At 40.3% G+C, this 15,096-nt stretch carries 15 protein-coding genes; 5 read left to right on the top strand and 10 right to left on the bottom strand.

From position 1 onward, the window contains the following. Nucleotides 1–166: 166 nt before the first annotated feature. The 9 genes from BQ5338_RS06285 to BQ5338_RS06325 form a co-directional block, all read right to left on the bottom strand. Complete coding sequence (locus BQ5338_RS06285) at nucleotides 167–2,017, bottom strand: glycoside hydrolase family 13 protein (protein ID WP_071146000.1); 1,851 nt, start codon at nucleotides 2,015–2,017, stop codon at nucleotides 167–169. Nucleotides 2,018–2,145: 128 nt separating this feature from the next. After that, nucleotides 2,146–3,507 (bottom strand): tetratricopeptide repeat protein, encoded by a 1,362-nt coding sequence (locus BQ5338_RS06290; protein WP_071146001.1) that lies wholly within the window; start codon nucleotides 3,505–3,507, stop codon nucleotides 2,146–2,148. Nucleotides 3,508–3,713: 206 nt separating this feature from the next. After that, nucleotides 3,714–4,874, bottom strand: coding sequence for a sodium ion-translocating decarboxylase subunit beta (locus BQ5338_RS06295; RefSeq protein ID WP_071146002.1), 1,161 nt, complete (start codon nucleotides 4,872–4,874; stop codon nucleotides 3,714–3,716). Between the two features lie 4 nt (nucleotides 4,875–4,878). Then, nucleotides 4,879–5,310, bottom strand: a complete 432-nt coding sequence (locus BQ5338_RS06300; RefSeq protein WP_071146003.1) for an acetyl-CoA carboxylase biotin carboxyl carrier protein — start codon at nucleotides 5,308–5,310, stop codon at nucleotides 4,879–4,881. A gap of 26 nt (nucleotides 5,311–5,336) precedes the next feature. Further along, nucleotides 5,337–6,284, bottom strand: a complete 948-nt coding sequence (locus BQ5338_RS06305; protein ID WP_071146004.1) for an OadG family transporter subunit — start codon at nucleotides 6,282–6,284, stop codon at nucleotides 5,337–5,339. A gap of 20 nt (nucleotides 6,285–6,304) precedes the next feature. Further along, nucleotides 6,305–7,858: an acyl-CoA carboxylase subunit beta gene (locus BQ5338_RS06310; protein ID WP_071146005.1), complete on the bottom strand. Its 1,554-nt coding sequence runs from the start codon at nucleotides 7,856–7,858 to the stop codon at nucleotides 6,305–6,307. 67 nt (nucleotides 7,859–7,925) lie between these two features. Then, entirely contained in the window at nucleotides 7,926–8,330 is a 405-nt protein-coding gene (gene mce / locus BQ5338_RS06315; protein ID WP_071146006.1) for a methylmalonyl-CoA epimerase, read from the bottom strand. A 142-nt stretch (nucleotides 8,331–8,472) separates the two neighbouring features. After that, nucleotides 8,473–9,456, bottom strand: a complete 984-nt coding sequence (locus BQ5338_RS06320; protein ID WP_071146007.1) for a GNAT family N-acetyltransferase — start codon at nucleotides 9,454–9,456, stop codon at nucleotides 8,473–8,475. A gap of 183 nt (nucleotides 9,457–9,639) precedes the next feature. Next, the gene (locus BQ5338_RS06325; RefSeq protein WP_071146008.1) at nucleotides 9,640–9,828 is read right to left on the bottom strand and encodes a hypothetical protein; all 189 of its coding nucleotides are present in this window, start codon (nucleotides 9,826–9,828) and stop codon (nucleotides 9,640–9,642) included. A gap of 488 nt (nucleotides 9,829–10,316) precedes the next feature. Between BQ5338_RS06325 and BQ5338_RS06330 the strand changes: the two genes are divergently transcribed. The 5 genes from BQ5338_RS06330 (at nucleotide 10,317) to BQ5338_RS06350 (ending at nucleotide 14,397) form a co-directional block, all read left to right on the top strand. Further along, nucleotides 10,317–10,853, top strand: coding sequence for a nitroreductase family protein (locus tag BQ5338_RS06330; protein ID WP_071146009.1), 537 nt, complete (start codon nucleotides 10,317–10,319; stop codon nucleotides 10,851–10,853). A 41-nt stretch (nucleotides 10,854–10,894) separates the two neighbouring features. Continuing rightward, nucleotides 10,895–11,692 (top strand): Rossmann-like and DUF2520 domain-containing protein, encoded by a 798-nt coding sequence (locus BQ5338_RS06335; RefSeq protein ID WP_071146807.1) that lies wholly within the window; start codon nucleotides 10,895–10,897, stop codon nucleotides 11,690–11,692. A gap of 52 nt (nucleotides 11,693–11,744) precedes the next feature. Then, nucleotides 11,745–12,266: a KdsC family phosphatase gene (locus BQ5338_RS06340; protein ID WP_071146010.1), complete on the top strand. Its 522-nt coding sequence runs from the start codon at nucleotides 11,745–11,747 to the stop codon at nucleotides 12,264–12,266. A gap of 31 nt (nucleotides 12,267–12,297) precedes the next feature. After that, nucleotides 12,298–12,879 carry a Maf-like protein gene (locus tag BQ5338_RS06345; RefSeq protein WP_071146011.1) on the top strand — a complete coding sequence of 194 codons (582 nt, stop codon included), beginning with the start codon at nucleotides 12,298–12,300 and terminating at the stop codon, nucleotides 12,877–12,879. Nucleotides 12,880–13,050: 171 nt separating this feature from the next. Next, entirely contained in the window at nucleotides 13,051–14,397 is a 1,347-nt protein-coding gene (locus BQ5338_RS06350) for a metallophosphoesterase (protein ID WP_078063412.1), read from the top strand. A gap of 153 nt (nucleotides 14,398–14,550) precedes the next feature. Here BQ5338_RS06350 and BQ5338_RS06355 read toward each other — a convergent pair whose 3' ends face one another. After that, a complete protein-coding gene (locus tag BQ5338_RS06355) occupies nucleotides 14,551–15,069 on the bottom strand; it encodes a DUF3836 domain-containing protein (protein ID WP_071146809.1) in 519 nt (172 codons plus the stop codon). Nucleotides 15,070–15,096 lie beyond the last annotated feature (27 nt).

Consider the following 15,096-nt stretch of genomic DNA (forward strand, 5'->3'; position numbering starts at 1 on the left):
TGAAATTCTTTATTATTAACAAACAGGTCAGTTCTCGTTGAGCTTATACTTCAGCATGTTGAATTAACTAGATCAGCGTGTTGAATTCACTACTTCTATTTACCCTTCTCACAGGGCCCGTAGGAGGTCCTGCTAATTATTGACAAACGGTGATTTCTCAATCGATCTATAGCTCAATTATCATCGATTCTTTGGCAGTCATAGTCAGTTCTTTGTCCAATTCGATGGTTTGGCCGCTAATGATTTCTTTTCCTTGCGATTTATCCTTCAATATTTCTGCATAATAGCTGAGTGGGAGCGTTACCTCTTCATTCGTTCCGTTGAGAAACACCATCACTGTTTTGCTATTGTATTGGCGGGCGTAAACGTATACGCCATCTTGTGGCATAAACTGAATCATATTTCCTTTAGCTATCACATCGTTGCCTTTGCGCCATTGCAAGATGGTACGGTAGAAATTGTAACACTCATTTTGAATTTTATTTCTGCCGGCTGAGGTTAATAGATTCTCTTTATCTCCGGCCCATCCTCCGGGAAAATCTTTGCGTACATAGCCGTCGCTCTTGCCTTTAGTGCCGTTCATCATCACTTCCGTTCCATAATATAACTGAGGGATGCGGCGAGTGGTGAGTAGTAAAGTTACAGCTTGCTTCAAAGCTTTTAAATCTTGCCCGTCGCCAAGAAATCTATCTGTGTCATGATTCTCGTAGAATGCTAATACGGAAGCTGGATTGGGGTAAAGGAAGTCGTACACAAAATTGTTATAGATACGATTTAGTCCGGTAAAGTAAGGATCAGTTTCTTCGCCTTTCGCTGTGCTTATCTTATCGTATAAACTAAAATCCATAACAGTTTTAAGGTTGCTGTTTCGTGGTGCGGACAGTTTGGAATCCTTTTGCCACCAAGCAGTATATGCCGGTTCGGTAACCCACGTTTCGCCTACTACGTTGTAATTAGGATATTCTTCGTTGAGCTCTTTCATCCAGTTGCTCATAGCATCATAATTAGCATAAGGATAGGTGTCCATACGTATTCCGTCTATTCCAGAATACTCTATCCACCAGAAGCTGTTTTGCACCAGATAGCGATATACGTGTGGATTTTGTTGGTTAAGATCGGGCATGGCAGTGACAAACCATCCATCACTCATCTGGCTGAAATCATATTGTGAAGCATATGGATCAACATGTGGGGTGAGTTTAAAAGAAGTCTGCACAAAGTTTGTTTTAAAGTCAGAATGATTAAACCAATCTTTTGATGGCATATCTTTGATCCACGGGTGCTCTACGCCGCAGTGATTGAAAATCATGTCCATCACCATCTTTATTCCTTTGCCATGAGCCTTTTCGATCAGTGATCTATATTCTTCGTTGGTACCGAAGCGAGGGTCTACCTTATAGTAATCTGTGGTAGCATAGCCATGATAAGAACCTCCAGTCATGTTGTTCTCCAGCACCGGAGTGAACCAAAGTGCGGTGATACCGAGATCTGAGAAATAATCAAGATGCTGCTCCACACCGGCTAAGTCGCCTCCGTGGCGTGCATTCGGATCATTGCGGTCAACGGTATAAGGAGCCATGCCTTTAATTTGGTCATTATCCGGATTACCATTAGCAAAACGATCGGGCATCAACAAGTAAAGAGCGTCCGAAGCATCGAAACCTTTGCGTTCACTTCCTTTCATTTTGCGAGCCCTTAGCTCGTACTCTTTAACGATCTTCTTTTTTCCTTGGTTGAAAGTCAACTGTATTTTGCCGGGTTTTGCATTTTTATCTAGTGTCAGATAGATCAGCAGGTAATTATCACTCTCAAGTTTTACTATACTCCCAAGAGAGACTCCCGGATAGTTAACCGTTACGGAAGCATTTCCGATTCCTTCTCCATACACCATTAGTTGCAATTCGGGGTTGTGCATGCCGGTATACCAGAACGGTGGATCAATTTTAGTCACATTCATAGCTGCATCAATACTGATAGATAGTAATAAACAACTTAGCAAGAAGAGGCACTTTTTCATGATATTAGTGGGTTATTTATGTATTAACAGCACTAATATAGCGTATGTTTATCTATGTTTTCTTTTTCTATCTTTATTCTTAATAATATATCTGCGCAAACGTTTTCATGGATAACTAGAAACTGATTCTACTCAACTGTAATCATCTCTTTTGCTGTTGAGACTTCTTTCTTTTTAAATTCTTTTTCAGGGATGCCTTCTTTAAAAAAACGATCTTTACGTATTTGCTCTAGGCGTTTTGTGGTTGCGTTATAATAAGCTGCCTCGCCTACTTCTATCTCTCCTTTGCTGTTGAGCTGAGTTGCTTCTTCTGTCTTTTCTTTCGGCTTGGTCTTAAGATACATCTCCAGATATTGCTCCGCTTTTTTGTTATTTTTGAGTGCATCTTGATATATGGCACCCATTTGGTAAAGCAACTTGGTGTTTTTACTGTCATACTTGTATTGCTCTTGCAGAGCTTCAATCTGATTTTGAGGCATTCCTGCTAATTTGTAGCAATCGGCCAATCCGATATATAGTCGGGTTAGCGTGGTATCTGAAGGGATAGTGAGGGCAATCGCTTGATTCATATATTCCACACCTTCTTTCTTCCAGGATGTTTTGGCACAGCTACGGGCCATATAGTAGAGCAAGTTTACGTTTTTGGGGTCGTTCTTGAGCGCAATGTTGAGGAAGTCGTGTGCTTCGTAAAAATTCTCAGTGGCATAATAACATATACCTAAATAATAACAAGTAAGGTGACTTGAGTCTCCTTGATTGACAAGGTATTCATAACGTTGAGTTGCTATAGGGTAGTCTTTGTTCAAGCAATAGGCTAGTGCATTTTGTTTGTTCACGAATAGATTGGTACTATCTTTCTCCCGATAGGTTTCTGTACACTTGATAGCAGCTTCCATTTTATTTGCCTTTATGTACAAATTGGCTAAGCGAGCGACAGAAAGATAATCTTCAGGTACGGTTTGCAAGATCGTGTTGTAGCAGGTAATGGCTGAATCTGATTCTTCTAAACCTTCATAGCACAGCGCTAATAAACGCTTAGATACAACAGAACTATCGTTCTTCATCAGTTCGTCACATGCTGATTTGCCGGCTTTGAAACGTTCCAGACTACAAAGTAGATTGATGTGTTGTAGTTGAACATATTTATTGGTTGGATTTAGTTGAAGCACTTTCTCATAACACCCTAGCGCATCTGTAAAATTTCCTAATAGCTTGTAGCATTCGGCCATCTCTATCAGTGCACGTTGGTTTTCAGGTTCAGTTATTGTTATTCTTCGGAATACCTCCAGTGCATCAGTTGGCAAGTTGAGTCCTTTTAGGGCTTGAGCTTTCTGAAATAGAAGTTTGGTGGTGACTGTTCTTTCTTTTTCAATAAGCTTAAGTGCTGTTTCGTAATCGTAGTTTGCAATTGCTTCTTGAATAGAGATAATACTTTGTGCTTTTGTGATGACACAAACACAGAGAAGGATTAGTGTTGTTATTTTTTTCATGGATTATAGTGTATTGTATTTCATTTATATGAGTGCAATATACTAATAATCTTCTTGTTACGAAAATGTCGTAATAAGAAGATTCATGTTTAATGTTTTTTAGCGGAAGTGATTGCAGAAAATAGAAAAAACCGCCTCTTCCCTACATTGAAGGATAAAGGCGGTCTTGTTTTCATGAATAATATTTAAAAAAAAATGAAAAAAGATTAAATTAAGAATCCGAGTAGCACACCGGCTGCAACGGCAGAGCCAATAACTCCTGCTACGTTCGGGCCCATGGCATGCATCAGTAGATAATTGGTTGGATCGTATTCCAAACCAACATTCTGTGAGATACGTGCTGACATTGGTACAGCTGATACCCCTGCATTACCAATAAGTGGATTGATCTTGTTGGTTTTCGAAAGTAGCAAGTTGAATCCCTTAACAAAAAGGACTCCTGAAGTTGTGGCAATGATAAATGCCATAAATCCTAGGAAGAAGATATAAAGAGTACTAGATGTCAAGAACTCGCTTGCTTGTGTTGAGGCACCAACGGTTAGTCCTAACAACATCGTGATCGTATCAATCAACGGACCACTTGCAGTATCAGCTAGACGACGGGTTACTCCACTCTCTTTTAGTAAATTACCAAAGAAGAGCATTCCTAGTAATGGCAGACCCGAAGGAACCAAGAAGCAAGTGAGTAGTAAGCCTATAATCGGGAACATGATTTTCTCTGTATGAGATACCTGACGAGCAGGTTTCATACGGATCAATCTTTCTTTCTTAGTTGTTAATAAGCGCATCACCGGTGGCTGTATAACAGGGACTAATGCCATATATGAATACGCTGATACGGCAATGGCACCCATCAAGTTTGGCGCCAATTTTGAGGCGAGGAAGATGGCTGTTGGTCCGTCAGCACCACCAATAATGGCGATACCAGCTGCCTGATTGGGCTCAAAGCCAAGTGCCAAGGCAACCATGTAGGCTCCAAAGATACCAAACTGTGCAGCTGCGCCAACGAGCATCAACTTCGGATTGGATATCAATGCCGAGAAGTCTGTCATGGCACCAATGCCTAAGAAGACTAATGGGGGATACCATCCGGTTTTGACTCCCTGATACAGGATGTTTAGTACTGAACCTTGTTCGTAGAGCCCAACTTCAAGTCCGGCATCTATTTTGAAAGGAATATTACCGATGAGGATACCAAATCCAATAGGAATAAGGAGCATCGGTTCAAAGTCTTTCTTGATTGCAAGAAAGAGGAAGAACAAACCTACAGCTAGCATGATGAGGTGTTGGGGCGTTGCGTTGGCAAATCCTGTATATCCCCAGAAGTCAGCGAGGTTGTTCGAGATGAATGACATAAATTCTCCCATAAGACTATTCGATTATGATTAAGTCGGTTCCTTCCAGAACAGAGTCACCTTTACTTACTTTAATTGCTGATACTACACCGTCTTTGTCGGCATTGATGTTGTTTTCCATTTTCATGGCTTCGAGAACGAGAATGAGTTGTCCTTTCTTAACTGCATCGCCCTCTTTTACTTTAATGTCGAGGATAATTCCAGGTAGTGGAGATTTTACTCCGCTTTTACTCGAAGTCGTAGCCGGTTTAGCTACCACAGGAGTACCTGTCGATGTCTTGGGAGCAGCGGCTGGACGGGTGATTGGCTTTGGAGTGGCCTTTAAGGGTTTATCCATCTCCACGGTATAAGGAGTTCCGTTTACCTCTACGCGAGCCACATTTTCTTCAATGTCGTTTACAGTAACATTGTAGAGGTTGCCATTGATTTTATACTTATATTGTTTCATCTTGATTATTCATTTAGGATTTTGACTTATTTTCGAGGTGTCTGACGCAAAGTGTATATCTTTGAACTCCACGGTGAGTAGTTACGTTTTACCCTGTTAATGGTAAGAATCGTATCTTCTATGTCGTGAACGTTGTCTTGATATTCATGCAGTGCTAAGGCGATGGCAGCAAAGACTTCTCCTGATTCTGATCCGATAGCTTTCTCTTTTGCTTCTTTCTTATCAGTAATACCGTGTGCTCTCATGGCATTTCTCTTAGCCAGCTTGACACTTATATAACCAATAATACGGAATGAAAGATACAGCAAGATCAGCCCACAGAAAACAACACTCATAGCCATGATCGCCATACCTATTCCTGATGCATCATGTTTACGAAAACCGTCAATTTTCTCTTTTTTGTCCTGAGTCTGATTATTGGTGCTTGGAGTTACATAACTGTTTTCATCTCCACCTTTCAATACCCATTTACTGTGACCGTCAACTTCGCGTGCATACGAAAAGTTGGCCGGAATATTAGCGGGTATGGTAACGGAGTCAATTAATGTTTTTCCATTTGCATCATATAGCGCAATCCAGTTCGGCGCTATAGAATCCACTTTGAAATTCAAGTGAAACGTTCCTTTATTTGGCATACCGTCTGCCCAAAAGAGCAAGTGTTGTCTGGGAGCTATTTCCGTAAGAACATCACCTTTTGGAATAGAATACATCATGTTTACCCGTTCCTCTATACCTAGGTTGGGGTTCAGAACTCGCTTATCATTTGTTAGGTAGCAACTAGCAATATCAACGCTGGCAAACGATGTATTAAAGATTTCTACCCAAGCATTATGCTTACCATAATCATCTTGGTAGTTGTCGGTGTTGTTTACCAGTATTTCGTTGATCTTCAGACTTTTTGCTCCTTGCCCATACGAGCTAAAGCAAACTGCTGCCAACAAAACGATAAGTATTCCTATTTTTCTTTTATTCATAACAATGTTTGTATTAAAAGTTATAATGGAATATTACCATGCTTTTTGGCAGGGTTAGTTAACTTTTTAGTTTGCAGCTGTTGTAGTGCACGGATAATGCGGAAACGAGTATTTCTCGGTTCGATAACATCGTCAATATAACCATATCTGGCTGCATTGTATGGATTAGCAAACAGCTTGGTGTATTCTGCTTCTTTCTCGGCCATGAATGCTGCTGGATCGGCTGCCTCTTTGGCTTCTTTAGCATATAGCACTTCTACTGCACCTGCACCACCCATTACGGCAATTTCAGCTGTAGGCCATGCATAATTCATGTCGCCGCGTAGTTGCTTGCAACTCATTACGATGTGCGAACCACCATATGATTTACGTAGAGTAACTGTTACTTTAGGAACTGTAGCTTCGCCGTAAGCGTAAAGCAATTTAGCTCCATGCAGAATAACACCATTGTACTCTTGTCCTGTACCTGGAAGGAATCCCGGAACGTCTACCAATGTTACCAAAGGAATGTTGAATGCATCGCAGAAGCGTACGAAACGTGCAGCTTTGCGTGAAGCATTGCTATCGAGTACGCCAGCAAGGAATTTAGGTTGGTTGGCAACTACACCTACTGATTGTCCGTTGAAGCGTGAGAAACCAATGATGATGTTTTTAGCATAGTCTTTTTGCACTTCAAGGAATTCGCCATTATCAACGATAGCACCGATTACTTCATACATATCGTATGGCTTGTTGGGGCTATCAGGGACAATCTCGTTTAGAGAATCTTCCAAGCGGTCGATTGGGTCTGTGCAATTTATGATAGGAGCTTCTTCAAGATTGTTTTGTGGAATGTAGCTCAATAGTTTGCGTATGATAGCCAAACCTTCTTCACCATTGGTAGCAGTGAAGTGAGTAACACCTGATTTAGAAGCGTGCACGCTTGCACCACCAAGATTTTCTTGAGTAACATCTTCTCCAGTTACGGTTTTCACGACTTTTGGTCCGGTAAGGAACATGTAAGATGTACCTTCTGTCATTAGTGTAAAGTCTGTCAAAGCTGGAGAGTAAACTGCACCACCGGCACAAGGGCCAAAGATACCTGATATTTGAGGAATAACGCCCGAAGCCATGATGTTACGTTGGAAAATCTCAGCATAACCTGCTAATGCGTTGATACCTTCTTGAATACGAGCACCACCTGAATCATTGATGCCGATGCAAGGTGCACCCATCTTCATGGCCATATCCATTACTTTACAAATTTTCTGAGCCATTGTTTCAGACAAAGAACCACCAAATACAGTGAAATCTTGTGCAAAAACGTACACTAATCTGCCTTCAATGGTTCCGTATCCAGTTACGACACCGTCGCCAAGGAAATGTTTTTTATTTTGGCCAAAGTTGGTACATCTGTGTTCTACAAACATATCCATTTCTTCGAAACTACCTTCATCCAACAATTGGGCCATACGCTCACGAGCGGTATATTTTCCTTTTGCATGTTGTTTCTCTATAGCTTTTTCGCCACCACCTAAGCGAGCTTGAGTGCGAAGTTCAATAAGCTCTTTTACTTTTTCAAGCTGGTTACTCATGAATTTTATATTTAAGCGTTAATAATAAGATTAGTAATAAAGTGTTATTATCGATTATGCGAAGAAATTAGTGCTCGCAAAGTTCGGTCAATACACCAAGAGTTGATTTTGGGTGAAGAAAAGCAATGCTTAATCCTTCTGCACCATTGCGTGGAGCTTTGTCTATCAAGCGAATTTCTTTACTTTCAGCTTCGATTAAAGCTTCTGCTACTCCATCTTCAACGGCAAATGCTACGTGATGAACGCCTACACCTTTGTTTTCAATAAATTTTGCGATGGTACTTTCGGGGCAAGTAGGCTCGAGTAACTCGATTTTTGTTTGTCCTACTTTCAGGAATGCGGTTCTTACTTTTTGGTCTTCAACGGTCTCAATGTTGTAACATTTCAAACCTAATACATTTTCGTAGTAAGGGAGAGCTTCTTCGATGCTTTTTACAGCAATGCCTAAGTGCTCAATGTGTGAAATCTTCATAACTATAAGTTTTTATTTGAACTTTAAATGTGTTTTTTCTGCCTAAAAACAGCACAAAGAAACGCAATTATTGCATAATAAAGAAATATTTCCTCAATTAAGTGAGAAGTTTTAAGGATTGTTTCCAGTACGATAAATACTGTTAAATGGATATTTTAATTAGGATATTATTTAAAAAATTCCATCGCAGACGAAACCATCGGCGTGTACTACTTTGCTTTCCTCCGAATTGTAGAACGAAATTACGATATCCGTGCTTGCGGAATGGTAGGCCTACGTCGATAAATTCCAAATGTTGGTATCCATTCTGATGAGCGTCTTTCAAAGCCATCCATACAGATAAAACACCAGGATATTGCGGAGCATACGTTTTACGCATTCCTCCTGAAAACCAGAGATATGCGGTCCCTTCGGAGAATACGCAGACAGCACCTCCAATCACTTTTTCTTTATACTTCACTACAAAAATTTTGCCAAACCGGTGTTCTATGATACGTGTATCCATATTCTTAAAGAACTCAAATCCGGGGAAATATCTTCGGATACGAGATGAATATATGCGGCTCATCATGTGAGAGACGGCTTGTATTTCTTCTATCGAATGTGCTTCGTGTACTTCTGCACCATTTTTTAGTCCTTTCCTTATTTGTCTAATGCGTGAAGAGCTAAAACGTTCTTCTACATATTTCAGGCTATGGAGAGAGTTTCTTACTCTCATCCAGTTCACTGCAAAATAGTGATTAGAACGGAAGTATTTGTAAGCAAACATCGGATTTTCGAGATTGCGAAATTCGATAAGAAAGGCTTCTCGTAAAGCGTCGTTACTGAGATGTTCCAACATTTCGCTAAAAATGGCCTCTTTGTCTACTTGCTCATCCAAGTATTCGCCAACTCCATACACATCGCAACGCTTGGTGAAACCTAATGGGAGTAGGTGGGTGCTTCTGCGGGTGGTGGCTAATAGTTTGGCGATTGGCTTGTCTTCTTTGGATGCTACTATTAATATAGGTGTATAGCCGGGAGTTGCTTCATACATCAGAAACAATTCTTTAGAGTGAAAAATATTTTTCCCCGGTAAGTTCGGAATATCTTTTCCTCGATAATATGTTGTAAGTCTCAATGGCATTATGCGACAAATATACTTTTTTTATTTGTTCTTCATTAAGTCTGCAGAGTGAATCTTCTTTATTATATGGAATAAGAAATGCGCAAATATTAGAGTGAAGAGAGTTTGCTTCTCTATTACTTTACACTAGTTGTTTGGATAAGAATGAAATTTCAAGGAATTTGGTGGGTGAGCGGGAGGAATTTATGCTGCTAGAGGAAAAGAATAAGGCAGACCCTTATTGCCTGCCTTTGTCTTTTTGCGGTTATAAACTTTCTTGGATTTGTGCACCCTCTTAAAACTAATTGGATGTCCGTGAGCCTCGATTTCTTCTTCTCGACTGGCTTTACGATTCGCTTTAATGTAATCGTCTCTTGTTATTCGCTTTTTCATTTTCTACTGTTATTTAAAGATTGTATGAAATGAGGATACAAAAATACGCAATTCTTTCTATACTCGATAAATTTCTATTATTTATCTGCTTCTATTGCAATGTTTAGTGTGGGTCATTTTGTTTATTATGTGTAACCTTGCGTCTGTTACGATGTTTATATGTAAAGATTATGGATCTAGCCCTACAGGCCTTCTGAGAGGGATTTGCTGAACTAACTAGATCACCGCGGTGAAGTAGTTAATTCACCGTGCTGATCTAGTTAATTCACCGCGGTGAAGTTATATCATCACCAATAAGATCCTTGTTTGTAAATAAAACGTATTTATTGGAGGATATAGAAGATAGCTAATTGATCACGTTAAGAATACATCCGGAAGCAAATTGGCAGATCCACTTTATTCGCTATAGAGCCATCAATTAATGTTGCTATTAGCTCTAACTTTTGTATCTTTGCAGCAAGGATTAACGACTAGAAATATAATACGGCATGGAAGATTTTAGCGAATTAATAAAGAATCGTCGCAGTATGCGGAAGTTTACTGACGAAGAACTGACTCAGGAACAGGTGGTTACGTTGCTCAAAGCGGCACTGATGTCTCCCACTTCAAAGAGGAGTAACTCGTGGCAGTTTATCGCAGTAGATAACAAAGAACAACTTCAACAACTAGCACATTGCAAAGAACATGCTGCCTCTTTTCTGGGAGATGTAGCTCTGGCTATTGTGGTTACGGCTGATCCTTTGGCTAGCGATGTATGGATAGAAGATGCGTCGATAGCTTCTATCATGATTCAACTTCAAGCAGAAGATTTGGGCTTGGGTAGTTGCTGGATACAAGTGCGCGAGCGCCATACTGCTGCTGGCATGCCTTCAGACGAGTTTGTGCGTGGTGTTCTCGATATTCCATTGCAGTTGCAAGTGCTCTCTATTATTGCCATCGGGCATAAAGGCATGGAACGCAAACCTTTTGACGAGGAACATTTGCAATGGGAAAAAATACATATCAATAAGTTTGGAGGAGAGTAAACTTGAGTGAGCTGAACTCAAATAATAAAGATACGTACAAAATGAAAAGAAGTATAGAAGATACTCCGATAGTCTTTATTGGTGCCGGTAACTTAGCTACCAACCTAGCAAAGGCACTTTATCGGAAAGGGTTTCGTATCGTTCAAGTGTATAGTCGCACGGAAGAGTCGGCACGCATATTGGCAGATGCGGTAGAGGCCGAATTTACTACTGATCTGGGTGAGGTGGTGACGAACGCTCAACTTTATATCGTTTCTCTTACTGACTCTGCTTTTATACAGTTGTTGCCGCAGATTGCTGCCCGAAAAGAGGGCGCTTTGCTGGTGCATACTGCGGGAAGCATTCCGATGGATGTCTGGCAGGGTGCTACCAGCCGTTATGGAGTGCTCTATCCGATGCAGACTTTCAGTAAGCTACAAGATACTGATTTTAGCCAAATACCTTTCTTTATAGAGGCTTGCACCGTAGAAGATGCTGAATTTCTTAAAAAGATAGCTTCCATACTCTCCCAAAAGGTGTACGACTCAACTTCCGAGCAACGACGTAGCTTACATTTGGCGGCTGTCTTTACTTGTAACTTCACTAATCACATGTATGCTCTGGCTGCAGAGTTATTGCAAAAATACCATCTTCCGTTTGATACCATGTTGCCGCTTATTGATGAGACATCGCATAAGGTGCACACGTTGCAACCGAAAGAGGCACAGACGGGACCGGCTTTAAGATGTGATCAAAATGTGATTGACAGCCATTTGGCTATGCTTGCCGACGAACCGCAGATGCAGGAGATTTATCGTTTGCTTAGCGAGGATATTCATCGTCTGGTAAGCGAGGATTGATTTTCAAGCGAATGTTTTAATTTGAATGTTTAACAATATGATTAAATAGAAGATGAGTTCGATTAATTATGATTTATCTAAGATAAAAGCTCTTGCTTTCGATGTAGATGGTGTGCTGAGCTCAGATGTGCTGTCGCTACATCCTAGTGGAGAACCCATGCGCACGGTTAACGTGAAAGACGGTTATGCTCTGCAATTGGCGGTGAAAGAGGGATTTCATGTTGCTATCATTACCGGTGGACGAACAGATGCGGTGCGCAAACGCTTTACCGGACTAGGTATTACGGATGTGTATATGGCGTCATGCGTTAAGATACACGATTACCATAACTTTCGAGACAAACATGGATTGAAAGATGAAGAAATTCTTTATATGGGCGACGATGTGCCTGATTTAGAAGTAATGCGTGCGTGCGGATTGCCTTGTTGTCCACGAGATGCTGCTTCGGAAGTAAAGCAAGTGGCATGCTACATCTCTCACCAAGATGGAGGATACGGTTGCGGCCGCGATGTGATAGAGCAAGTGCTAAAAGCGCAAGGTAAATGGATGACGGGTGATGCTTTCGGATGGTAACCGAATATGATAATAAATAAAGGATAGAATCGTGTTAGATAACTTAAATAAATACCGCATTTTACTGGCCTCGAATTCTCCTCGTAGAAAAGAGTTGCTTACCGGACTTGGCATTGATTACGAAGTAAGAACGTTGCCCGATGTGGATGAATCTTTTCCCGCTGAACTGAAAGGAGAGGAGATTCCGCTGTACATAGCCCGAAAGAAGGCGGAAGCTTACAGGGAGATGCTTTTATCGGGTTCATTGGTGATAACAGCAGATACCATTGTGTGGCTGGACGGTGAAATGCTTGGAAAGCCTTGTGATGAGGCCGATGCAGTAGCAATGCTTCGTAAACTTTCAGGAAAGACACATCAGGTAATTACCGGTGTTTGCCTCACTACAGCCGATTGGCAAAAGATTTTCTCAGCAGTATCTGAAGTTAAGTTTACTTCCCTGACAAATGATGAAATAGATTTTTATGTTCATCGTTTTCATCCGCTCGACAAAGCCGGTTCATATGGAGTGCAAGAGTGGATTGGTTTTATTGGTGTAGAAAGTATTTCGGGCAGTTACTTCAATGTAATGGGTTTGCCGATACAGCGACTTTATCAGGAGTTGAAAAAAATGTAGGGCTTTATCATTCAAAATTTCTATTAGAGTATTGTGGAAGTACAGTATTTCAAGCATTCATTTGCCATTGATAAGATTAAGTTAATAAATATTTGTGATGTATTAATAATTTGCTATTTTTACTGCTGAATAGTGAATTTTGTGCAAGCTTTGTTAACTTAAAAAGATAATATGATGGAAAAAGACCTTAATCTAAACTCGTTAATGCGTATACTCAGAAAGTTTACTGCTTTATTACTCTTTTTGAGTTTGTTTGTCGCCTGTTCCGATGGTGATGATCCTATTAGTTCAGTAGAGCCTTTTAGCAATGGTACCAATGAAAGAAATCTTATTTTTGTAATTAGTGATGTGCATTTAGGTGCTGATCTTGCTTATGCAGAGTGTAAAGAGAATCTAGCTTCTCTTGAGCTTTTTCTTGGAGAAGTACGGAAATCACCCAATATCAAAGAGCTTGTTATTGCGGGTGATTTGTTGGATGAATGGTTTGTTCCGGCAAATATAGACACCTACAACGGAAAAGACCAGACCGATTTTGTGCAGCGTATAGCCACTGCCAATAAAGGAGTAATCAGTGCCTTGAATCAAATTATTGAGGAAGAGAAAATTAAAGTTACCTACGTTCCGGGTAATCATGATCTCACTATAACTGCTGCAAATGTGGATAAGATTTTGCCGAAGATCCATCAGGAACGTGATACACAATTGGGCTTAGGCACCTATTCACCAATTCCGGAAATAGCGATTGAACATGGTCACCGTTATAATTTCTTTTGTGCTCCCGACCCAATATCCAATCAGGATCTGGCACCGGGAACGATAATGCCTCCCGGATACTTCTTTACAAGAATAGCGGTTCTTCATGTTGTGCAGAAGTGCACTGAGTTGGGTGATGTATTGCCTATTGTTGTGCCCAATAGCTCCGGTAGTGAGAGCCAAAACTTATTGTACACTTATTGGGGAGGTTGGGCAAAGATGATAAAGGCATATCCTATTGAAAATAAGTTTGATGAGAAAATCATTGTAACCAAAATGGATGGGTTTACGGATAATTACTCTGTAAACGACGTGCTTCCTTACCAAACGGTTGCCGGAGGAACGATTGCCGTGAAGCTTTACAATGGCATTCAAGATACTTGGCAACAGCGGGAGAACATAAACGGAGTTGCGGTACATATCCCTACAATGGACGCTATTAAAAATGCAGGAGCCTCTACCGGAACTGATGTTCAGGCACAAACACAATACTTTTCTAATCCAAAATCAGATGTGAGGATTGTTGTTTTTGGGCATAGTCATGTGCCTCTGATAAACTCTTCTATCAATCACAATGGTGATAAATCAATCTATGCAAACAGCGGTACATGGATTGATCATAATACCTTAGCTCCAACGAAAATGAATTTTGTTGTCATTACTCCGCAGGGTACTGCCGGCTCTACTCAGACTACTGTGAAACTCTACAACTTTGAGAATAATGTTGCAAATATAATGAATGCAGATTCATTGAAGTTGCAATAGGTAAGAACAATAATGATGAGTCTGGATACTTAAAATGAAGAAAGGCAACCCAAATAAGGTTGCCTTCTGTCTGACTCAATTACTGGTATCACACCACTGAACAGATTCTTTTATCTATACTCGTAATTAAATAACTTTTCTGATCGGAGGAACTTATTCTGCTTTAGCAAAGATATTGTCTAGAGTAGGAACTTTTGCACTCTTTTGCAGTTCCCATTCTTTGGTACGTTTGTTCATCTTGTAACTGTATTGGGTAATCATGTTGTCTTCAACATTGGTTACATATACAAATTTATCGGAAGGAGAGAATTCTTTCTTTTTAGGCACCCATAATGCATGTTCTACAATTGTTTCAGTTCCGTTGTAGCTGATACTGAGTAGAGATACTTTTTCCCATTTCATGCTAGAGGAATTCCATTTATGGGTCGTTTTCTCTTTTAATTGCTTCGTTTCGTCATAGGCATATTCAAACTTCTTAACCGGAGATAAGGCTGAAGAGCCTTTTTCGAGTTCATATACTTCACGAGATACTACCTTTCCGTCTTTCAATACATCGTTATTAATAAACTTTCTTTCGTCGTCGTTACTATTGGCTGCTGAAGCCCATCCGCATACACTTAAAAACAGGGTTACTAATACAATCACTTTACTGATAAACATTGTTGCTTTCATGATCTTACTTATTAATTGGTTTTTTAT

Origin of the sequence: Bacteroides ihuae (assembly GCF_900104585.1) — a bacterium.
GTDB lineage: Bacteria > Bacteroidota > Bacteroidia > Bacteroidales > Bacteroidaceae > Bacteroides > Bacteroides ihuae.